Source organism: Tigheibacillus halophilus, from assembly GCF_042683165.1.
Lineage (GTDB): Bacteria > Bacillota > Bacilli > Bacillales > Amphibacillaceae > Tigheibacillus > Tigheibacillus halophilus.
In genome coordinates, this window is record NZ_JBHUIZ010000003.1 from 72,238 (window position 1) to 95,165 (window position 22,928).

Annotated in this window: 16 protein-coding genes and 2 pseudogenes; 16 read left to right on the forward strand and 2 right to left on the reverse strand. The window is 41.3% G+C overall.

Going from position 1 to position 22,928, the window contains the following annotated elements; translation table 11 throughout:
* Window positions 1–76: 76 nt before the first annotated feature.
* The 9 genes and pseudogenes from ACFSMW_RS00885 to ACFSMW_RS00925 form a co-directional block, all read left to right on the forward strand.
* Window positions 77–610: pseudogene (locus tag ACFSMW_RS00885) on the forward strand (GNAT family N-acetyltransferase); the annotation flags it as partial.
* 9 nt (window positions 611–619) lie between these two features.
* Window positions 620–985 (forward strand): DnaJ family domain-containing protein, encoded by a 366-nt coding sequence (locus tag ACFSMW_RS00890; protein ID WP_390353863.1) that lies wholly within the window; start codon window positions 620–622, stop codon window positions 983–985.
* Window positions 986–1,634: 649 nt separating this feature from the next.
* Window positions 1,635–3,668 carry a glycoside hydrolase family 3 protein gene (locus ACFSMW_RS00895; RefSeq protein WP_390352208.1) on the forward strand — a complete coding sequence of 678 codons (2,034 nt, stop codon included), beginning with the start codon at window positions 1,635–1,637 and terminating at the stop codon, window positions 3,666–3,668.
* A gap of 101 nt (window positions 3,669–3,769) precedes the next feature.
* The gene (locus tag ACFSMW_RS00900; RefSeq protein ID WP_390353865.1) at window positions 3,770–4,357 is read left to right on the forward strand and encodes a TasA family protein; all 588 of its coding nucleotides are present in this window, start codon (window positions 3,770–3,772) and stop codon (window positions 4,355–4,357) included.
* An 82-nt stretch (window positions 4,358–4,439) separates the two neighbouring features.
* Window positions 4,440–5,681, forward strand: a pseudogene (locus ACFSMW_RS00905) (exo-beta-N-acetylmuramidase NamZ family protein); the annotation flags it as partial.
* A 3-nt stretch (window positions 5,682–5,684) separates the two neighbouring features.
* On the forward strand, window positions 5,685–5,945 hold the full coding sequence (locus ACFSMW_RS00910; RefSeq protein WP_390353867.1) for an FIMAH domain-containing protein: 261 nt from the start codon (window positions 5,685–5,687) through the stop codon (window positions 5,943–5,945).
* Window positions 5,946–6,054: 109 nt separating this feature from the next.
* Entirely contained in the window at window positions 6,055–7,542 is a 1,488-nt protein-coding gene (locus ACFSMW_RS00915; RefSeq protein ID WP_390352209.1) for a serine hydrolase domain-containing protein, read from the forward strand.
* Between the two features lie 66 nt (window positions 7,543–7,608).
* Window positions 7,609–8,736: an endonuclease/exonuclease/phosphatase family protein gene (locus ACFSMW_RS00920; RefSeq protein ID WP_390352211.1), complete on the forward strand. Its 1,128-nt coding sequence runs from the start codon at window positions 7,609–7,611 to the stop codon at window positions 8,734–8,736.
* 146 nt (window positions 8,737–8,882) lie between these two features.
* Window positions 8,883–9,890, forward strand: coding sequence for an alpha/beta fold hydrolase (locus ACFSMW_RS00925; RefSeq protein ID WP_390352213.1), 1,008 nt, complete (start codon window positions 8,883–8,885; stop codon window positions 9,888–9,890).
* Window positions 9,891–9,938: 48 nt separating this feature from the next.
* Here the strand turns inward: ACFSMW_RS00925 and ACFSMW_RS00930 are convergent, their stop codons facing one another.
* Window positions 9,939–11,501 (reverse strand): DHA2 family efflux MFS transporter permease subunit, encoded by a 1,563-nt coding sequence (locus tag ACFSMW_RS00930; RefSeq protein ID WP_390352214.1) that lies wholly within the window; start codon window positions 11,499–11,501, stop codon window positions 9,939–9,941.
* A 231-nt stretch (window positions 11,502–11,732) separates the two neighbouring features.
* On the opposite strand from ACFSMW_RS00930, the gene ACFSMW_RS00935 reads away from it, so the two are divergent.
* The gene (locus ACFSMW_RS00935; protein WP_390352216.1) at window positions 11,733–12,620 is read left to right on the forward strand and encodes a TetR/AcrR family transcriptional regulator; all 888 of its coding nucleotides are present in this window, start codon (window positions 11,733–11,735) and stop codon (window positions 12,618–12,620) included.
* 98 nt (window positions 12,621–12,718) lie between these two features.
* On the opposite strand, the gene ACFSMW_RS00940 is transcribed toward ACFSMW_RS00935, so the two are convergent.
* Window positions 12,719–13,300: a sigma-70 family RNA polymerase sigma factor gene (locus ACFSMW_RS00940; protein ID WP_390352218.1), complete on the reverse strand. Its 582-nt coding sequence runs from the start codon at window positions 13,298–13,300 to the stop codon at window positions 12,719–12,721.
* A 227-nt stretch (window positions 13,301–13,527) separates the two neighbouring features.
* On the opposite strand from ACFSMW_RS00940, the gene ACFSMW_RS00945 reads away from it, so the two are divergent.
* The 6 genes from ACFSMW_RS00945 to ACFSMW_RS00970 all read left to right on the forward strand — a co-directional run bounded on the left by ACFSMW_RS00945 (window position 13,528) and on the right by ACFSMW_RS00970 (window position 22,891).
* The gene (locus tag ACFSMW_RS00945) at window positions 13,528–14,550 is read left to right on the forward strand and encodes a hypothetical protein (RefSeq protein WP_390352219.1); all 1,023 of its coding nucleotides are present in this window, start codon (window positions 13,528–13,530) and stop codon (window positions 14,548–14,550) included.
* Window positions 14,551–15,265: 715 nt separating this feature from the next.
* Window positions 15,266–15,469, forward strand: a complete 204-nt coding sequence (locus ACFSMW_RS00950) for a hypothetical protein (protein WP_390352220.1) — start codon at window positions 15,266–15,268, stop codon at window positions 15,467–15,469.
* A 273-nt stretch (window positions 15,470–15,742) separates the two neighbouring features.
* Window positions 15,743–16,936, forward strand: a complete 1,194-nt coding sequence (locus ACFSMW_RS00955) for an exonuclease SbcCD subunit D (protein WP_390352222.1) — start codon at window positions 15,743–15,745, stop codon at window positions 16,934–16,936.
* Window positions 16,937–16,961: 25 nt separating this feature from the next.
* A complete protein-coding gene (locus ACFSMW_RS00960) occupies window positions 16,962–20,057 on the forward strand; it encodes an AAA family ATPase (RefSeq protein WP_390352224.1) in 3,096 nt (1,031 codons plus the stop codon).
* A 442-nt stretch (window positions 20,058–20,499) separates the two neighbouring features.
* The gene (locus ACFSMW_RS00965; protein WP_390352226.1) at window positions 20,500–21,291 is read left to right on the forward strand and encodes an HAD family hydrolase; all 792 of its coding nucleotides are present in this window, start codon (window positions 20,500–20,502) and stop codon (window positions 21,289–21,291) included.
* A 187-nt stretch (window positions 21,292–21,478) separates the two neighbouring features.
* Entirely contained in the window at window positions 21,479–22,891 is a 1,413-nt protein-coding gene (locus ACFSMW_RS00970; protein WP_390352228.1) for an MDR family MFS transporter, read from the forward strand.
* Window positions 22,892–22,928 lie beyond the last annotated feature (37 nt).

Sequence of the window (22,928 nt, forward strand, 5' to 3'; positions counted from 1 at the left end):
TTCTGGTCCCTTTTTTCCGGCATAACATGGTACGCTAATAAGAAGAACTTCTATCAAAAGGGGTGAAGATAAATTTATGGAACAATTTCCAGCTCTTGAAACAAAGAGGCTATCACTTATCCAGATGCAGCATGATCAAATGCAAGCATTGTTCTCGATTCTTTCACTGAAGGAAGTTACTGAATACTATGGCATGGAGCAGTTACAGGAAGAACAGGAAGCTTCAGCTATCATTGATTCATTTACTGCCATGTTTGACCAGAAGCGGGGAATTCGTTGGGGGATCGTTTGGAAAGAAACAGGAGATTTAATCGGAACAATCGGGCTTAATCATTTGTTCCTTCAGGGCAAGCGTGGAGAAATCGGTTTTGAAATCCACCCTGAATACTGGAATAAGGGTATTGTTACCGAAGCAGCAACTTCAGTTATCCGTTATGCATTTACAACATTGGATGTATACCGAATCGGTGCGGTAACTTTTCCAGCTAATGATGCGAGCAGACATGTGCTCCAAAAACTGGGATTTCAAGAAGAGGGTGTGCTGCGTGGATATATTCATCAGGCAGAGGCGAACCACGATGCGATCATGTTTTCTCTACTTCGTCCAGAGTGGAGAGGAATGAATCAAAAAGAGAATCGTGAAATTGATGAGCGTTTGCAATATACGGATCACCTGACTGAAATTATCCGCCAGGCAGAACGCCAAGGTGACTTTGATAATCTAAAAGGTAAAGGAAAGCCATTAAAACTGGAAAAGTCGTATTTTGCTAATCCTTATGAAAAGCAATTGCATAAAACGATGAAAGAGAACCATGTGCTGCCACATTGGGTTAAACTTGGCAAGGAAATTGATCAGGAAAAGGAATTGTTATCTGCGTTGCAGGGTAAAGCATACACAAGGAAAATGAAACAAATCAATAAAAAAATCAAAGAATATAATTTTGCTTGCCCGCCGTCCTTACAAAGGAATATCCTTCGTGAATAAGGATATTTCATTCTGAAAAAAGGTGCTAACTATGACAAGATCAATCGAATAATAGAAACCAGTGAGTCAAAAGACCTGATGTTGTTACAGGGTGTAAAGACCCATTTTTTTACTTGAAAATAGGATGGTGCGAATTATCCTCCATTGGCAGATGCGGCCAAGCTGTCCATTACAATCATAATATAGATAGTTTTTTTGATAAAAGACAATTCGTTTAAAAAGGATATCTATTCAATCAAATCATAAGATGAAAAATGGATCATTGACCTAAAATAGGTGAAATGATTCATTTTTTATGGGCAATTTTGCTATGAGTCATATTAGAAAAATGTCGCGTGTAACTTGAAATCCTTGTACATCAGTATTTACACTAGACAGAAATTTTTGGAGGATAGGCTATTAGTACCTAAAACAGCAGTTTTTTTATAGTTCTATGAACCTAAAGTAATCGACAGGAATTTCATCGACAGGAATCGACTGCATTCTGCTTGGCCGATGCACTAAACTATGAGAAACAGTGGAAAGGGGTGGCCGCTATAGTTCTGCTTTTCATGAAAGCGCTTTAAATTGTTGTGGAATGAAAGCAGTGAATCGTTTTCGGCAAGACCAGCCTTTCATCGTTAAAAATCGTCAAAAGGGAGGAAGAGCAATGAAGAAAACATCGAGCGCTTTACTAAGTTTTCTGTTGCTTGTCATGATGGTAACGCCAACACCGTTTTTGGCAGACCGTGTGCTGGCGAAAGGGCAGAAAGACAATCTCGATGCCAAGGTGCAGAAAATCATGGCTGACATGTCTATAGAAGAAAAAGTGGGTCAGCTATTCATTGTCCATGTCTATGGTAAAACAGCGACAGACGAAGCATACGAACAAACGAACATCGACCAAGAACGGGGCGGTAAAAATTTTAAAGAAGTGATAGAAAAATACCATATTGGAGGAGTGATCTATTTCAATTGGACAGACAATATCACCATCCCTCTTGATGCAAGACAGGTGAATAACCTGTCTAACGATATACAGAAGGTAGCTATGAATGATAACGGAATTCCGTTATTTGTTTCAACTGATCAAGAAGGTGGCATTGTGCAGCGTGTTGTTGAACCTGCTACTGTTTTTCCCGGCAATATGGCTCTTGGGGCTACAGGATCCGAGCAATTGGCTAATGCTTCAGGCCGGGTGCTTGGAGAAGAATTGAAAAGCCTTGGAATCAATGTCGATTTCGCACCTTCGCTTGACGTGAATATGAATGCCGAAAACCCGGTTATTGGCGTTCGTTCATTTGGAGAGGATCCGGAAATGGTATCACGTCTGGGAGTAAGTCAAATAGAGGGTTACAATCAAGAAAATATCATATCGACCGCAAAGCATTTCCCGGGGCACGGTGATACGGATACCGATTCGCATTACGCTTTGCCCATCATCGACCATGATTTGAAAACATTGCATGATATTGATTTAAAACCTTTCAAAGCAGCTATTGATGAAGGTGTTGATGCTATCATGACGGGGCATATCGTTGTGCCGGCATTGGATGATTCCGGGTTGCCCGCAACGTTGTCGAAACCGATTCTTACCGATTTACTCCGGGATGAGATGGGCTTTGATGGGCTGATCATTACAGATAGCCTGGGGATGTCGGGGGCCAATGTGGTGCCGGAGGAAAGAGTCGGGGTAGAGGCGTTCAAGGCAGGCGCGGATATCCTGCTGAATCCGCCTAATGTAGAGCTGGCGTACAACGGCGTACTGGATGCTGTGGAAAGCGGGGAGATAAGTGAGAAAAGGCTTGATGCGTCCGTATTCCGTATTTTGAAAAAGAAAATGGAAAACGGATTGTTCAAAAATCCTTATACATCCTCTGATGCCATTAACAATATTGGTTCAGAAGAAAATTTACAAACCGCCGACGACATTGCTGATAAAAGTATCACTCTTGTGAAAAATGATGAGGACCTACTTCCATTAGATGGAAGTGAAACAGTGCTGGTGACCGGTCCTTCCGCAGCCCAACCGGATTTGCTCACTAGGTTCTTGAAAGACAAAAATGTGAAGGCGGATGCATTTTCTACAGGGGTGAGCCCATCCAAAGAAGAGATATCTCAAGCAGTTTCTAAAGCGGAAAAGTCAGACGTCATCATGATAACCACCTATACGGCAAATACAAATGAAAAACAACAGGAAATGGTTAATGCAATACAGGAGACCGGTAAAAAAATCATCGTGGCTGGGATGCGTAATCCCTATGATTTAATGGCCTTTCCAAATGTTGCTGTGTTTTTAAATACCTACAGTTATTTAGATGTTTCCGTTGCAGCACTTTCGCGGGTGCTTACAGGAGAAGTCAACCCTTCAGGTGAATTGCCAGTAGCCATCCCTGATCAGTATGAGATCGGCCATGGCCTGGATTATATTGGAAATGTGGAACATACAAAGGATATACAAACACTGGTAGACAGGTTTAAAGCAACAGATGATATGAAAAAGGATACAGCACGTAAGTTGACGATTCATTTAAATGCGGTGGAACGTTTTGAACAAACCGGTAAAACCGACAAGGCCAGCAAACATTTAACTGGATTCCAACAGCTAATCGCACATGACAAAAAGAATGGAGATATCAGTGAAAAAGCTTTCAGTTATTTGGATACGGCTGCAGCGAAACTACAGCATAAATGGAGTAAGTGATCTCTGTTGGAAAGTTGAGGTAGAGAAAGTAATTCCAGTCAAGACAAATGAAGAAAGCTTCATAAATAAATTAAATAAATAAAAAAGGGAGAGGAAAAATGATGGGGATGAAAAAACAATTATCAATGGGAATTATGTCTGCAGCATTGGGAATGACATTGATTGGGGGAGGCACTTACGCCTATTTCAGCTCAAGTTCTACAAGCAATAATACATTTGCAGTCGGGACGCTGGATCTCTCTGTGGAACCGACCGTTGTTGTTGATGTAGGTGATTTGAAGCCTGGAGATTCAGTGATCCGAGATTTTGAATTGCAAAACAATGGTTCGCTTGATATGGAGAAGGTTTTTCTTCAAACAGAATACGAGGTGAATGATGCCAAAGGGGACAATACCGAAGACTTTGGCAAGCATATTGAAGTGGAATTTTTGTATAACGCTGATAAGCTGGACGAAGTTATTTATAAGACCACACTGGACAAGCTTAAAGATATGTCACCTGAGGCGGTTAACAAGCACATTTTTTATCCGAATTTTGGAGAAAAAGGGTTGCCGGCTGGAGAAGCGGATGATTTAGTGGTCAAATTCAATTTTATAGATAATGGGGAAGATCAAAACCAGTTCCAAGGAGACTCATTGCAATTGAAGTGGACTTTCCAGGCACAGCAGACTGAAGGAGAAGAAAAGTAAAGGAATTGAAATCTGTTGCTTGAATCGAGTCCAGGATTGTATTTCAAAAAAATAAATAAACTCCAAGCAGGAGGCGAAATCCATGAAAAAAAGCCGGATTTTCATAGTAATGGCAGCTGTACTGATAATGGCTGGTACTGGAGCAGCTATATCTGGCAACTCTGTGGAGGGCAAACCACCATCTGGCAAAAAAACACAGCTTAAACTTGGTGTGGATGTGTTGCTGAATGAGGAAATCGATAAGCTGAAAGGCAAACATGTTGGGTTGATTACGAATCCTACAGGAGTCGATAAGGACTTGAATAGTATAGTTGACCTCTTGGATCATGCCGAAAATGTAGACTTGGTTGCGCTATATGGTCCCGAGCATGGTGTGAGGGGAGATGCGCAGGCGGGAGAAGGCGTCGATTATTATATTGATGACAAAACAGGGCTTCCTGTATACAGCCTGTATGGTGAAACAAGGAAACCGACACCGGAAATGCTGGAAGGCGTGGATGTACTGCTATTTGATATACAAGATGTCGGAGCTCGTTTTTATACGTACATTTACACGATGGCCTATGCGATGGAAGCAGCCGCTGAAAACAACATTGAAATGATTATTTTAGATCGCCCGAATCCGATTGCAGGACAAGTGGAGGGGCCGGTACTGGAGCCGGATTTCTCCTCATTTGTCGGTCTGTATCCGATCCCGCAAAGGCATGGTATGACGGTAGGCGAACTGGCACAGTTATTTAATGAAGAATTCGATATTCATGCAAAACTTGATGTTATCAAGATGAAAAATTATAAGCGTGCAAGCTATTATGATGAAACAGACTTGCCGTGGGTACTGCCATCACCTAACATGCCGACAGTAGAAACTGCGTCCGTTTATTCCGGAACTGCTCTGATTGAAGGGACGAATGTCTCTGAGGGGAGAGGGACTACCAAACCATTTGAGTTAATTGGGGCTTCTTACATTGACGGTGATGCGCTTGCCCAAAAATTGAATCAAGCGCATTTGCCTGGCATCAAGTTTCGCGCAGCTTACTTCACGCCGCAATTTTCAAAGGAAAGCGGTAAATTGTCCGGCGGCGTTGAATTGTTTGTGACAGATCGGGAGAAGTATCAAGCGGTCACCACAGGGGTAGCAATTGTGAAAACGATTCATGATATGTACCCGGATGATTTTTCTTTTCTGGCAAGCTTCGACAATTTGGCGGGCAACAGTTGGATCAGGGAAGATATTGAGAAAGGAAAGTCTTTGGAGGCAATGGCAGAGAAGTGGCAGGGTGAATTAAAGGAGTTTAAAACACTGCGCAGAGATTACCTTTTATACCAGATTACCACTGAAGATTTACTAAAAATGATTGATCAATTGAAAAGCGACGGTATGATTGCAAATAATGAAACAGCTAACATGTTAAAAATGCATCTGCAGGCAGTACAGCAGTTTGAAAGAAAGCAGTCCGCTGAGAAAGTGTTCAAACATATGGATGGATTTTTGGATTTACTTAACAGACAATATCAAGTTGGTGATATTTCAGAACAAGGTTATCAACAGCTGAAGATAGAGGCAAAATCGATGCAGCAGCAATGGTGAATAAAAATTGGCTGTAATCTGATAGTACATTCAGAAGTTCAAAAAAGAATAATTAACTAAAGGTGTATAGGCAGCAGCCTGGAATTTGCATCAAGGGAGGGGAAATAGTATGTTGAGGAAAACAATGCCAGCGATGTTCATCTTTGTATTCATGCTTTCATATATCGTACTGGATGCCGGGACAATTTCAGCTGCACACGAGCTGCCACAAGTTGATCCGGCAGCAGTGCATATGCTGGACAAGCCTTTGGAAGATTTGGATACCGAAGTGGAGCGTGCGATAGGGGAGGACGTAATGCCAGGGGCAGTAGTGGCTATAGCAAAAGATGGAAAAATCGTGAAACAACAGGCCTATGGATATGCAGCACGCTATATAGACAGTGATTTCTCGGAAATGGAAAACCCTGTACAGATGCAAACAGATACGATATTTGATATAGCATCCATGTCCAAGCTTTTTACAGCAACGGCCATCATGCAATTATGGGATCAAGGGGCGTTCGATTTGAATGAACCGGTTGCCCAGTATATTCCGGAATTTGCAAAAAATGGCAAAGGGGACATCACGATTAAACAGCTGCTGACCCATACTTCCGGGCTTAGGCCAGGTCCTTCCAAAAGTCTTTATGAAGTGGAAGGAGATAGGGAAGACCGTTTAAAGTTTGCGATGGAGGATGCACCGCAAACAGATCCTGATACGGATTATATATATAGCGACATCAATTTCATGACGCTTGGAGTACTAATTGAGCGTATCAGCGGGCAGAGAGAAGATGTTTTTGTGCGAGAGCATATCACGGAGCCGCTGGAAATGCGTGATACGATGTATCAGCCGCCTGCTGGTTTAAAAGATAGAATCGCGGCAACGGAGTACCAACCATGGACGAACCGGGGGCTGGTTTGGGGAAGTGTGCACGATGAAAATGCATGGGCCCTGGATGGTGTCGCTGGCCATGCTGGCGTATTCAGTACAGCAGCAGATCTGAGCGTGTTTGCTGAAATGATACTTCATAATGGCTCTTACCAAGGAATACAGGTTCTTTCTAAAAAGGCGATCAAGCTGATTCAAACCAATTGGAACGGGGATTTTCCAGGGCAGGATCATGGCCTTGGCTGGGAATTGAACCAAGATTGGTATATGGATGCGCTTGCCGATGAAAACGCAATGGGTCATACAGGCTATACAGGAACATCTATTGTCATTAATCCCAATAACCAAGCTGTCACCATATTACTGACCAATCGCGTACATCCAACGAGAGAAACAGTTTCAACCAATAGCATCCGGAAAAAAGTTTCCGAAAAAGCCGCCCATGCAATTTATGGGTGGAGCGCAAAGGATTTGCAACGTTTTGTTGTAAAATTGCAAGCCGATGGCGAATTCGAGAGCAGTATGGTCTCACGCGCTTTGGAGACACATTTGACAGCAGTGAGCCAATTTGAGAAAAAAAATTCTCCAGAGAAGGTGGTCAAGCATCTACAAGGTTTTAAATTAATGCTAAAACATGAAAGAGAGAACGATGCGATCAGTGCGGAGTCATATCAGCATTTGTATGACAGTGCAGATTACTTGATGCAGAAATGGCAGGAATCTTAGAGGGAAAACCCGTTATAGCCGAGGGCTTTAACGGGTTTTATTAAAAACAAAAGGGAGAAATCGATAATGAAAAAAAGATGGTCATTTTTACTCAGTTTGATTTTCTTTGTTGGATTTCTAAACCTCACAATAGCATCAGCCGCACCGAAACCCTCTGATGAGGTAAATGCAAAGGTAGCGACCTTTAATATTCAGGCGGGATCAGGTGCCGACGGAAAATACGACTTGAACCGAATTGCATCTGCGCTTTCTGAAATGGATGCAGATGTCATCGGGTTACAGGAGGTGGATGTTCATTGGGGCAGCCGCAGTGATTATGAGGATACGATACAGTTACTTGCTAAGAAATTGCATATGCACTATTATTTTGCTCCGATATATGATTTTGACCCAGATACAGAGGGAGCCCCAAGGCGGCAATTTGGCGTTGGAATATTGAGCAAATATCCGATTATTCGAACTGAAAACCATTTCATCACGCGTCTATCCACACAGGACACGGATCCGATACCAACACTTGCTCCTGGTTTTTTACAAGCTGATATAGACATCGATGGAGCTGCCGTTTCTTTTTTTGTCACGCATCTGGATTATCGGCCAGACCCTGCTGTACGGATAATGCAAGTATCGGATATGATGGAGATTATGTCTGAAAACACCTATTCCATCTTAATGGGTGATATGAATGCAGGGCCTGAAGCAGAAGAACTCTCTCCTTTATTAAGATGGTTCCAGGATGGATGGGATTTACAGGGAGAAGAGCCAGGTTATACTTATCCATCCAATGCACCCGAAAAACGGATTGATTATATCTTCGCCTCCAAACGAATGCAAGTCAATGCATCGGGCCTAGGGCTCTCTGGACCGTCAGATCATGTACCCGTCACAGCTGAATTGACATTAGCTCCAGGCGGCCATTCTCTATCAATTGCGGGCATGCAAATGCTTGTGGATTTATTTGCCAAGCGCGGGGAGATCACCGATGATTTATCAGCACATCAGCTGTGGCTTCATTTGTCTGCAGTTCAGCATTACAAAAAACAGTCGAAGGAAGATAAAGCGTTAAAACATATGCGTTCTATTCAAGTATTATTGAAAGAATTACGTAAGGAACAGACTGTATCAGATGAAGCTTATGATGTGTTAAGAGGAGACGCAGTATATTTAATGAATAAGTGGCAATCGGGAATATAAGAAAAACGAGGCATTCACCGCAACCTGAAGGTGGATGCCTGTTTTTAAATGAAATCGAAATTCGGGTCCTGGTTCTTGCGGACGCGTAATCTGCCTTGATGATGATATACTAGTATATATGGATTATCGAAAAGGCAGTGACAATCATGAATTACAAAATGGTGAAGAAGAGGACCTTATCTCCATTAATAGATAGTCAAGGACATGTCATCCCCGGGAGCCTGCGTGTCAAAGAATATACAGATATTAATCAATGCCGCCAAGGGATAATTATAGAGAGTGAAAAACCCGGAAAGCCTGTATTGCTGTTCATTCATGGCGGCCCTGGTCTGCCAGCTTATCCATTGATGAAAAAAGGCGGTCTGCGGCTTGAAAAGTACTTTACAGTTTGCTATTGGGATCAGCGCGGAACTGGAATGTCGTTTGTCAAAAAGGATGGACAAGAAAAAGTTACCGTGGAGCAATTGCTGGCAGACACGATTGCAGTAACGGATTATTTACGAGACAGATTTCAACAGGAAAAGATATATTTATTTGCACATTCATGGGGGACCTTTTTGGCAACTATTACAGCAGGCAGATATCCAGAGCGATACCATGCCTATATCGGCTCTGGGCAGATTGGCAATCAAGTAGAATCAGAAAAAGAAACGCTTTCCTTTCTGAAACGTGTTGCTAGAAAAAAACGGGATAAACAGGCATTGAAGCATATGGAATCACTGGAGATCGACACGAAGTACTATCAAAATGAAAAATATGAATTCGTTTTACGTAAATATTTGATGAAATATGGAGGAGCGATGTTTCGCAGGCAATATTCTCTTATAAAGCTTTTAGCGGCCTATGCGGTCAATGATGCATACACCTTTTGGGAAAAAGTCAACATTATCCGTGGGATGCAAATTTCTTCTCCGCTTCTTCGCCATTTGGCTGAGATTGACTTGATTGCCAAAGTACCTGTTATCCATATACCGATATACATCATCCAAGGGTTACATGATTATCAGACCACCTTGCAACAGGCGATGGCCTATTATGAGCATGTGGAGGCACCGGAGAAAACTTTCTATACCTTTGAATTATCCGCACATATGCCTTTTATCGAAGAAGCTGAGCGTTTTGAAAGGATAATCGAACAAGACATTTTAAATTAAAAGGCCCCTCTGCTGAATGGTTATAATCTCAGTGGAGGGGGCTTTATGTTAATTTACAGGCGATTCATTGGGCTTTGTTGCCGCGAATTCGACAGGGTCCACTGACTTGTCTGGACTTGGCGCAGAACCTGGAGATGTTGGTACACGTTTGATAAAGAATGCTAATATCAAAGCGACCCCTGCAATCATTGTTGAAATGAGAAATGAAAAATTTATGCCGTGAAGCATCGCTTCATTCGCGATTTGTTGTTTCATTTCAGCCATGCTATGAGCGGACTCTTGTACTGTTGCGTCCATATTAGCCATGGCTTCCTTGCCGAGTTCTGTCGCTTTGGATTGTGTACGATTATTCATGACGGTGATCAACAATGCGGATCCAATTGCCCCAGATACTTGCTGCAATGTATTATTCATGGCAGTACCATGTGGATAATCCTTTTGCGGCAGTTGATTCAAACCGTTAGTCATAATCGGCATCATGACCATCGACATACCAAAGTTGCGAATCGTGAACAACATGACGAGTTGCATATAGGATGTATGCAGCCCCAATTTTGAAAAGAAATAAGTCGTTCCCACCAGAATACATAATCCCAGAATAGACATCGTACGCGGACCATACTTATCGAACAGCTTGCCGGTTATCGGCGACATGATTCCCATTACAATCGCCCCTGGTAACATAAGCAAACCAGCGTCTAATGGAGAAAATCCTCTGATTGTTTGTACATAAATCGGAATCAATATCATTCCCGAAAATAATGCCATTGCGATAACGATAGAAATGACTGATGACAAAGCAAACATTGGATATTTAAAAATACGGAACTCCAGCAACGGCTCCTTCATACGTAATTGTTGAAGGATCAGGGCAATTAAAGATATACCTCCTATGATAATTGTTCCGTAAACAAACGGATCTGCCCACCCTCTGTCACTTGCTGTACTGAAGCCATATAGCAAGCCGCCGAAGCCAAGGCTGGATAAGATGATGGATAAAATATTCAATTTGATTTCACGCTGCGGTGTAAGATTCTTTAATTTGAAGATGGCGAATAATAATGTTACGGCAGCTATCGGAATCATCATATCGAATAGTGTTCTCCAGCTGTAGTGCTCAACGATCCAACCGGATAAGGTCGGTCCGATTGCCGGAGCGACAAACATCACCAGACCGAAGAATCCCATTGCTGTGCCACGCTTTTCCGGAGGAAATGCGACCAGCATGATATTCATTAATAATGGCATCATCACTGCTGATCCGGACGCCTGGATCATTCTTCCGGCAATCAGTACGCCAAAAGAAGGTGAAAAAGCGGCAAGAGCTGTTCCTAATGTAAACAAACTCATTGCTGCAATAAATAGTGTTCGGTTTGTGAAACGCTGAATAAAAAATGCGCTGGCAGGAATCAAAATGCCGTTAATCAGCATATAACCGGTAGTCAGCCATTGTACAGCCGTTGCATTCACACCAAAATCTTTCATGATGGAAGGAAGCGCGATATTCAGTAAAGTTTCATTCAATATAGCCACAAATGCACCAATAAATAGTACGGCAATAATGCCATAAGGTGCCTTTTTAGGCGTCGCAATCGATTCAGTTGTCGTCAATTACTACTACCTCTTTCTTTTTTAATATTTATTATGTTCCTCCCAGTGGAAACCAGGTGGAAAATGCCCCCTTCTTTTTCATATTCCCTAGCATTGTTTTTCTGATACTAAAGTATTTTATACCGTCAGTCCAAAAAATACAATAAAAAAATATAAAAAAGTTTAATGTATTGATAATAAAGAGTTTAACGAGTAGAATGGAAGTATAAAAATATATAAAAAGGTGAGTAAATGAACGAGAAGAAAAAACGTGTCATCGATGTTGCATTGGAACTATTTATTGAAAAAGGTTTTGCGCAAACATCCATTCAAGATATTATCCAGGCAGCAGAAATCTCTAAAGGTACATTTTATAACTATTTCCCTTCAAAAAATGAATGTTTGATAGCTATACTGGCATATGTGGATCGTGAGGGTGACCAAAAAAGAAGAGAGCTTGCCAGAGGGAAGGACAAACGGGATGAGGGAGTGTTTCTCAAACAAATGGCTGTAAGAATGGACATGAATAAAGAACATAACTTATTCGTCCTCTTCGAATCAGTCATGTTCTCAAAAGATCCTGACTTAATCGCATTCATGCACAAGCAGCATATTCATGAAATCAAATGGATTGCCAAGCGGATAGAGGAAGTCTACACACCGGCAAACAGTCAATATACACTCGACCAGGCGACAATACTTTTAGGCATGATACATCATCTCATGCATGTATGGAAAATCGGAACAAGTGAAGACATATCACTCCATAAGTTGATCCAGTTCGCTCTTAACCGTTTGCAACCAATGATTGCGGATCAAATTGAAAAACAAGAAGTTTTTTTCCCTGTAAATTGGTTGAATGTGATCCTTGAATCGCAGACTGTAACACAATTAAAAGATCAACTCTTAGATCAACTGGATACAATGTGTACACTCATTGCTGATACAGATCAAGGCGATGCAGAGCTGACAGAATACCTCCGCTTCTTAAAGGAGGAAATTTTAAAGGAAAAGCCGCGAGCGTTTCTTTTAGAAAGTGTAATGCTGTCACTTTCAAACAAATTGGAAGATGGCATTTGTCAATTTGAGCTCAGAAAGTTTTCCCAGGCCATGTGGAAATTCATCAATGCTTATAAATAAAGTGCTTACCTGCTCCGCAAGAATCGGTAATCACAATTAAACGATACAAACCATACATCAACAGGAAGGTAAGTGTTTCTCCCCCTCCTGTTGAAAAATCATGTGTCTTCAATGTCCAAACCAATCATTTTTCGAAACGGTTCGCTGCGCAATTTCTTACGCACTTGTTTCCCCCAGCTTTTTACAGCTTCTACAGTAGTAGCCTCTTCTGCTGCAATTTCTTTCACTGTACAAGTATGGATGATACAGCCCTTTACCCATTTCCATTGATTGTCTGTCAATTGTGTTTGTAAGGCTTTCCAAAAAGGTTCATCTATAATTTCTATTCCTGTTTGATGGGGGATTGGTTGGACTGTTTCGCGCTGTCGCTTGTGATTGCCATCGTCATAATCTTTTTTATTTTCTGCGATGATTATTTGTTCCTTTTCTTTCATACGTGAGTCTTTGCGGATTTTATCAATCAAGCGGTTCCGTATTGTATAATTGAAATACGTTGCCATGGTTCCTTTGTCTGGATTATATGTTTCGTAAGCATTCCACAAGGCGCAAAGTCCTTCCTGAAAAAAATCATGGTACGGATCTGATATGTTCATTTTGTGAATTTGATAATAGATTCTTCGTTTATTTTGTTCATAAATTTCTTCAAAAGATACATGTTGTTTTTGTTTTTCGTTGTCCATAGCCCATGTTCCAGCTCCTTTGCTTCTTTTCTATACAATCGAAGAATGATGGTTCCTGGGGGCATCTGAATTACTTTTCCCGAGTATATCACGGATTCCAAACAGGAACAAGCGTTCCTGTATCGAAGCTGTTTCTTTTTATTTTTTGTTGGAAGAGACAAAATAGATACACATTTCCGTGCAGCACCAAATGGCTTACGTTATAATGGTGAAAAGGATGGATGTTCATGAAAAAAATAATTTCAACTCTGCTGGCCTTACTAGTGATAATGGCTGGTTGCAGTGATCATAAAGCCCCCGATACGAAAAAAGATCAAGCTGAAAAAGAAATGAGCTTTGCGGAAAAGCAAAGAGCTGTTTCTACATTCATCAATGAGGATGTTTATGCGATTGCTGAAGTACAACTGAAAGCATTTGATTCTTTGCAGCAAGTAATGGATGATAAGCATAACGAGAACGATCAAAAAGTGTATAAAACCATTGTCAATGAAACGATACCTGCATTTGAAAAAGCCGGCCAATTAACGAAAGATATTGATTTAAGGTTTGACGAATTGGAAACACCGCGTAAGTTCTTGCTTGATTCTATTGAAGCTTATAAAGAAGGACTTGAACTGAGAGCACAGTCGATCGAAGAAGATCGCCAAGACTTAAAACAAACGTCTGAAGCAAGATTTGTGGAATATGGGCAGTTATTTAAACAGTATAATAAGTCTGTCAAGCAAATTGCAGAGAAATTCAAGGTTTCTTACAAACCTGTCGAAAACATGGAAAATCAAGACTTGAATAAATTTAAAGTGAAACAGGATCGTATCATCGCCTTTATCAATGAAGATACAGAACGGGTTGCTGCGTATGAAAAGCAAGCCAAAGACTTCATGGACTCAGTTACAGGGGAAAACTATACGGATAAACAGACAGAGTATGAAATACTGGTAAATAAAGTGATTCCCGCATATGAAAAAGCACTGAAAGAGGCACAAAATATCAATCCAATTATTGATGAACTAAAAGAACCCCAACAGATGCTGGAAAAAACTGCTGAAAAGATGTTGAAATCCAATCAGATCAGAGCTGAGGCGATTGAAAAGCATGATGAGAAGCTTGACCGTGAAGCGGAAAAAATATACAAGGAGTACGTTGAGGAAACAGATGCGTACCATAAGAAATTAGAAAAACTTACCAAGAAATTCGATGTGGCGTACGATCCTGATAGTGATGGCTTGAAATCGTCGAAAAAGCACCCATGACTGAGGTGTCCCAAGAGCAGGCTGAGTCTGCTTTTGGGACATCTGACCAGAAGGTGCTTTTTTCTTGGCAAAAAAATGCGAACCATTTCATTTGAAATGATGGACCTGGGACAAAACTAGCCAGGTATAACTAACATGACCAGTTGTTTCCTCTTGCCTGTTTTCCAAGTATACTGATTAACCATAACGATGTGTCAGCAGAAGCCCATTACATGAATCTATTTCGAAGCACATAACGAAAATAACTTGCCATGGGCCCTATATCGCAAAAAAATGGTTGACGATTAAGACGTAATGTGGATGCCATCGGCTTTTTTTGATATGAGCTGATCGTGTACAAATAGAATCTGACTCTCAGACAGTTTTGGTTAAAAATGTCTTGCCACGTAAATGGGTTGCTGTTTTGGTTGTACATATTTTCATCTCCTCCTGTTTGAATGAAGTAGTGGAAAATAAACTGTAATAAATTAACAATTACATCCATCATATACGAATATACGTTCTGTTTTCAAGTGTAGTTTGTACTATTTTGAAGCTGTACAAAAAATGATAGGGTGATTTGGTCCCCTGTTGTTATGATTTTTTGTTTCATCAGGTTCGTACGATCATGGTCCGACAAGGCTTGCGTGTTGCATCCATCTTATCAAAATGTATATTTTTTCCAAAAACAGCCATATTGAAAATACACAGTTTTTCAATGACGGGTGGTGTTTTCATGCGGAACAAGAAAGAGAAATCAAGAATGGTACCTATTGTAATCGGTTTTGTTTCTGCAGTGCCGGCCGGTATTCTTGCCAACGTATATGATATTTCTTTTTTTCCAAGGATAATGCTGTCATTGGTAATAGCGGCGGGCTTATGGTTTACCTTTCAATTTCTGAGCAGAAATTTCAGCTGGTTTGGACAAAAAGAGCAGTGAATGGGTTGCACCCCTGAAGTTAGAATAAGAATCTGACTTTAAGGGTGTTTTTATTAAGGAGTAAATAGATTACAATGAAAAGAAGTATGAGGAATCAAAAAAAATGATGACTACTGCAAACGTCTTTTGAAAAAAACAGTATAAAACATTGTGGTAAAATAAGCATATAGTCATAGAAAATTAAACTGACGGTTATATTCACCGCTATGATAAAATAGCGGTAGCAAGAACAAACTGATGAATTCTCTTAATTCTTTTAAGGAGCGGATAATAATGAAATTTTTCCACACGGCTGACTGGCATTTGGGCAAATTGGTGCAGGGTGTCTATATGACAGAAGATCAGGCATGCATATTGGCACAATTCACTGAGGCAGTGGAAAAAGAACAGCCCGATGCCGTCATTATCGCAGGCGATTTATATGACCGTGCAGTCCCTCCGGTCGAAGCGGTTCATCTTCTTGACCAAACATTGGCAAAAATCGTCTTAGATTTGAAGATACCGGTACTTGCTATAGCAGGTAACCATGATAGTCCGAGCCGTCTTCATTTTGGCTCAAACATTATGAAAAATAACGGTTTGCATATTATCGGTCAACTAGAAAAAGATCCTCAGCCTATCAAACTTTCAGATACATATGGCGATGTTCATTTTCACCTAATTCCATACTGCGATCCCAGTGTTGTACGACATGTATATAATGATGAGACAATACGCAATCACAATGACGCCATGAAGGCAATCACTACGAACATTGTGGAAAACTTGGATCATACCGCCCGCCATGTTTTTGTGGGACATGCATTTGTAACGCCATTTGGTGAAGCGGAAGAAAATACAAGTGATTCAGAACGACCGCTTTCCATTGGCGGTGCGGAGCATGTGGATGCCCATCTTTTTCAAAACTTCCATTATACAGCATTGGGACATCTTCACCAGGCGCATCAGGCCCTGCAGGAAAACATCCGTTATAGTGGTTCATTGCTGAAATATTCCATTTCCGAAGAATTCCACAAGAAAGGTTACTACATTGTGGAGATGGATGGGGAAGGACATACTGAAATAGAGAAAAGATTGTTGTCACCCCGCCGTGACATCAGAACTGTTGAAGCCACGATAGATGAACTTCTGACACATCCTGTCAATGAAGATTATGTAGTTGTAAAACTGTTAGATGAGACGCCAGTGCTTTCACCGATGGAAAAAATACGTGCGGTATATCCGAATGCATTGCATGTGGAACGTAAAAATTACTTTTTCACTCCGGCTGGTGTGGAAGAGGGAGAGCAAAAGAAGCGCACGCAAATGAATGATTTGGATCTATTCAAGGCTTTTTATAAGGAAGTAAAAGGGCAAGCAGCCACTTCAGAAACAGAAGCGATTTTTTCAGAGGTGCTGGAAGAAATGAATCAAGCAGATTCCGAAACTTCCATACCATCAAAAGAGAAAGTATCGGTAAACCACTGATGCACAGCCAAAGGAGAGGAAACAGATGAGACCGTTAAGACTGACCATGACTGCATTCGGACCATATAAAGATACGGAAGTGATTGATTTTCAGCAGCTTGATGACCAGCAGCTTTTTGTCATTTCAGGTAAAACAGGTGCTGGAAAAACGACGATCTTTGATGGGATCTGTTTTGCTTTGTATGGAAGTGCCAGTGGGACGGATAGGGAAAATATGACCATGCTGCGCAGTGGTTTCGCATCTGATGATGTACATACATCCGTTGAACTGGAGTTTGCGCTAAAGGACAAGAAGTACCGGATTTTGCGACAGCTTGGGCACATTAAGCAGGGTAACAAAACGAAAACAGGGGAAAAATACGAATTTTTTGAGAAAAAAGATGAAAGGGAAATTCCCTGTGTAGACCGTCAGATTGTGTCCGATATCAATCAAAAGGTTGAATCTTTACTAGGTTTGACACAGGATCAGTTCAAGCAGATTGTCATGCTGCCGCAAGGGGAATTTCGCAAATTATTAACCTCAGAAACAGAAAATAAAGAGGCGATTCTGAGAAAGATTTTTAAAACAAAATCGTATCAGCAGATAGCCGAAAGACTGAAAGAGAAAAAGGATGCGGCCATGAGCTCTTATCAGCAGGCAAAAGAAATGCTCGATTCTTATTTGCATGGAATACACCATATGCTGCCGCTTCGTGAACATTCCCAGCTGCAGAAAGTGTTGCAGATGGAATACTACCACAGTCAGCAGGTTATGGCAGCGCTTGATGATGAAATCACCTATTACCGCGAGGGAATTACTGCAGACAGAAATAGGTACGAGCAAGCTTACGCATTGCATGGGAAAAAACAAACGGCCTACCACGAGGCCAAAAATATGAACGAACAGTTTGATCGTTTGAAAGAAAAAGAACAGCGGCGAGATGCACTTGCCAGCCAGGAACAAGTATTTCTTGAAAAAGAAAAGCGTTTAAAAAATGCGGAACGTGCGGCAAAAATCTTACCTTTTCAGCAGCAAGCAGAAGATTGGCGCAAAACCGAGAGAGAAAAAACGGTAAATCGCAACAATGCAGACCAGATTTTGAAGCATGCCAAGGAAGAACTGTCGGACAAACAGCAACAGGCAAAAGCACAAGCTGAGAAGGAACCGGAACGTGAAGCATTGGGCAAAAGACTGGATAGGCACATGGACTTGCTGCCTGTTGTGGAGGAAATAAACAAACGATCTGAACAGGTGATGGTTTCACAAAAACGTATGAAACTGGCAGAGGAAGCATTACAGGAAATCACCCACACATTAAAAGAAAAGCAACAGATTTACGATCAGCATCAGGAAAAAGTGAAAGCATTGGATACAGCCGTTGCGAAATTGCCTCAAGAACAAAATCGTCTGACAGAAATGCGTGAACAGGCTCGTATCCTTCATGATTATTTGAAAGCTGCAGATAAACAGGAAAAATTAATAAAAGAAAAGCGTGAACAGTCTGCTCAGCTGCAGGAGGTCCAAAAACAGTATCAGAACATGGAACAGACCTGGCTGGACAATCAGGCAAGTGTGTTGGCCGCTCATCTGCATGAAGGAGATGCCTGCCCGGTATGTGGCAGCATCTGGCACGGGCAGCAAGCGTTGGGACATGATACAGCTGACATAACGAAAGAGCGGCTGCAGGAGGCAAAAGCCGCTCTACAAAAGCAAGAGAGTAAATATGCTGGCATCGAGGCAGATTACAAACATAATGTGTCCTTGTTGACAGAAGCTTCGGAGGCTGTTAAAGCACAAAACATTACTGTAGACAACGCCCGGGAAACTTATCAGCAGCTTATCCTTTCCGGGAAGCAGCAGAGTGAAATGGTTTCCAAACTAACCAAAAATGCCGAACAGCTGCAACATTATAAAGAAAAACAAAGAATTGCTGAAGCAGAAATCAAAGAATTGAATCATCAAAAAGAAAAAAATGACCAGTCCTATCAGCAACAGAAGTCAGTTTATTTGCAAGCTAAAGCTATCTATGAAGACAAGCTGAACATGATTCCGGACAGTGTACGCAGCTTATCAGCACTTGAAAAATTGATTGCCGATCTAAAGCAACAGAAAGAGGCCCTGGATCATGCAGCAGAACAAGCGCAAAAGGGACTGGAAAAGGCCCGGGATCATTATAACCGTGCCGTGACAGATGCAGAACATGCAGTGAAGCAGTTAGCAGAAGCAAAGTCCAAAAAGGAAAAAAGTGAACAGCAGCTCCTGACTGCCTTGAAAGAAGCGGATTTTGATTCCGAAGTGGCATACCAGGCTGCAACAATGACGGAAGAAATGCAAACACATCTGGCAAAAGAAATTCGTATGTTCAGGCAGGAACAATCAACACTTGATGAACAGATATTGGAATTGCAAACGATGTTGAAGGACAAACAACGTACAGATTTGACTGAAATGGAAATACAGCTTGACAAGCTGAAACAAAACTATGAGCAGGCACTGGATAAGTGGCATGCATCTAAGGAATATTTTGATAAGGCCTCTGAATTAAAAATGAATATCCAAACAACAGCCCAAAAATGTGTGTCATATGAGAAAAAGCTATCTGTCATTGCAGATTTACATGATGTTATTCGCGGTCAGAACAGCCAGAAAATATCTTTCGAACGCTTTTTGCAAATGGAATACTTAGAGCAAATCATTGAAGCCGCAAACCATCGGTTAAAAAATTTGTCAAATGGCCAATTTATGTTGACTAGAAGTTCCCGTCAAGAAGCACGGGGGAAACAGAGCGGTCTCAGTATCGATGTATTTGATGCATACACTGGACAGACAAGGGATGTTAAGACGTTATCAGGCGGCGAAAAATTTAATGCTTCTTTATGTTTGGCATTAGGCATGTCGGATGTCATTCAAAGTTTTCAAGGCAGCATTTCCATTGATACGATGTTCATTGACGAAGGATTTGGCACATTGGATGAAGAATCCCTGCACAAAGCGATTGATACACTGGTCGATTTGCAGAAATCAGGCCGGCTTATCGGCATCATATCTCATGTACAGGAACTCAAAGATATCTTCCCCGCCATACTGGAAGTCAGTAAGAATAAAGAAGGCAGCAGTCATACAAAATTTGTAGTGAAATAAAAAAAACAGCATGGTCTTCCTTGCTGTTTTTTTATTGCATGAGCATTCAATTTTTTATAAAAAAAATGAACACCAATTATTTAGGAGAAGCCAGGACAGATGCAATCAAATTCATAATTCCTATTAGAAGTGGCAAAATAGATATGATCGGAGGGAAATCCAGTGAGCAAAAAGAAGAACGCGAAGAAAAACAAGAGCAAAGAAGAAATCAACGATATGAAAAATGACAATAAATACCGCACCAATAGACCTCCAGGGAATTAAAAAACCAAATTGTCACATGTGTCAGAGGATGCATGTGGCTCTTTTTGTTTTATCCTATTACTTTAAACGCCGGGTGAACAGATACAGTCAATTCTTTTTGGACAAATTAAATGAGGATTCTGGCAAATAATGCTATCATGGAATGAAAATAGTGTACATAAAAATGGGGGACTGGCACATGACGTTAAAAGCAATCATATTTGATTTGGATGACACCTTACTGTGGGATAGAAAAAGTGTTGATATAGCATTGCAAAACACAAGTTCATATGCAGCAGAGGTTGGCGGCGTTGATCCTGAAAGGCTGGAAAATGATGTGCGGACAATAGCGCCGCGCCTGTACGCATCCTATGAAACCTATGATTTTGCCAAAAAAATCGGTATTGGGGTTTTCGAAGCAATGTGGGCAAATTTTGCAGATCCGGGTGAGGATTTCGCCAGACTGCGTGAAATCGCACCAGCATATAGACTGAAGGTATGGCAGGAAGCATTGGCTGCGCAACAATGTCAGCAGGCGGGCCTTGGGAAGGAATTAGCTGCCATGTTTCCTGAACAGCGGAAAAAATGTCCGTTTCTTTTTGAAGATACGGTTGATGTGCTAAAGAGTCTAAAGGAAGATGATTTTGAATTGCTGCTCCTGACAAATGGCTCGCCAGATTTACAAAACACCAAATTATCCCTCTCTCCGGTGCTAAAAGAATATCTGGACGATATTATCGTTTCCGGAGCATTCGGTATCGGTAAACCGGATCCTTCCATTTTTACGCATGCATTAGAAGTGCTCGCTGTTGAGGCAAGTGAAGTGTTGATGGTGGGCGATAACGTAAAGACAGATATTTTGGGGGCGGAGAGGTCCGGCATAAGTTCTGTTTTGGTAAAACGCCATGAAAATAATGCGTCTGGCATCCATGCAACATACGAAATCAAGAATTTAAGTGAACTTTTGCCACTTGTTCAAAGACTGCGGTAAGACGAAGGAATAGGTGATTTTTTTAGTCTTCAAGAAGCATACTAAGGTTAAATGTTTTATTTTGCAGCTTAATGGATATATGTTAAAATGATTTCTTGTCTATTGGGTATTACGGAAAACTTAATAAAAAGTTTGCTTATCACTGTGAAGAAACACCGGTGTAAGTAATATGGAAAGAAGGAAATGTATGTCTGAACCCAAAACAGTGAAACACCCACAACAAATTGATAATAAAATACCAATCATCATTGTTTTGCTGTCTGGTGCCTTTGTTGCTATATTAAATCAGACGCTTTTGGCAACCGCATTGCCGCATATCATGAGAGATTTGGATCTGCATGAAACAGTGGCACAATGGCTCCAGTCCATTTTTATGCTTGTTAATGGGATTATGATTCCAATCACTGCATTCCTTATTGAGAAGTTTACTACGAGAAAATTATTTATTAGTGCTATGAGCCTTTTCGCGTTGGGAACACTTATATGTGCGTTGGCACCCAACTTCACGCTGTTATTGATTGGGCGCATATTGCAGGCTTCAGGTGCGGGAATCATTATGCCGTTGATGCAGACCGTATTCTTTTTGATTTTCCCTAAGGAAAAACGTGGTACTGCTATGGGGATGTTCGGGTTAGTCATTGCTTTCGCGCCAGCGATTGGTCCGACACTGTCAGGATGGCTTGTGGAAAACTTCCCATGGAGAAGTTTGTTCTACATTGTATTGCCAATAGTAATAGCTGACATCATCGTTGCGTATTTTCTCTTGAAAAATGTCACAAAACAAATGAATCCGAAAGTGGATCCGATTTCAATTATACTCTCCACGTTCGGCTTTGGTGGTTTATTATATGCATTCAGCACAGCGGGATCCAACGGATGGGCAAGTCTTCATGTAATTATCTCATTGATTGTGGGAGCCATCACATTGACTTGGTTCATTCTGAGACAGCTTACTCTCGAGACGCCAATCCTGGAATTCAGAGTGTTTAAAAATAAAATTTTCACGCTGACGACGGCATTGGGTATGCTTGCGTTCATGTCTTTGATTGGAGCAGCGGTCGTATTGCCGCTCTACATGCAAAATATGCTCGGGTTCTCAGCTTTTGAATCCGGATTGATGCTTCTTCCAGGTGCTATTGTACAAGGTATCATGAACCCGATAACAGGAAGACTGTTTGATAAGTTTGGTGCGAAGTGGCTGGCAATCATCGGATTAGCCATTATCACCATTACGACATTCATGTTCACCAATCTGGACAGTCAGACGACATTTCTTTATCTGACGAGTGTCAATGCGGTGAGAATGTTAGGTATCGCTATGGTCATGATGCCAACAACGACTGCTGGGTTGAATCAGCTTAGTACAGATCTTATCCCTCACGGTACTGCGATGAATAATACGATGCGCCAAATCGCAGGTGCTATCGGTACAGCGCTGCTGGTTACATTGATGGCCAATCATGCTATACCGGAAAAGGGTCTTAACGGAATCATCCATGGTGTCAATGTTTCCTTTGCGGTGGCAGGGGTAATGGCAATTTTGGGATTGATTCTCGCATGCTTTATCAAAGATACAAAACCGACAGGTGCAACAGAATAATGCTGTTAAACAATAGGAGAACACACAGCTGATCCGT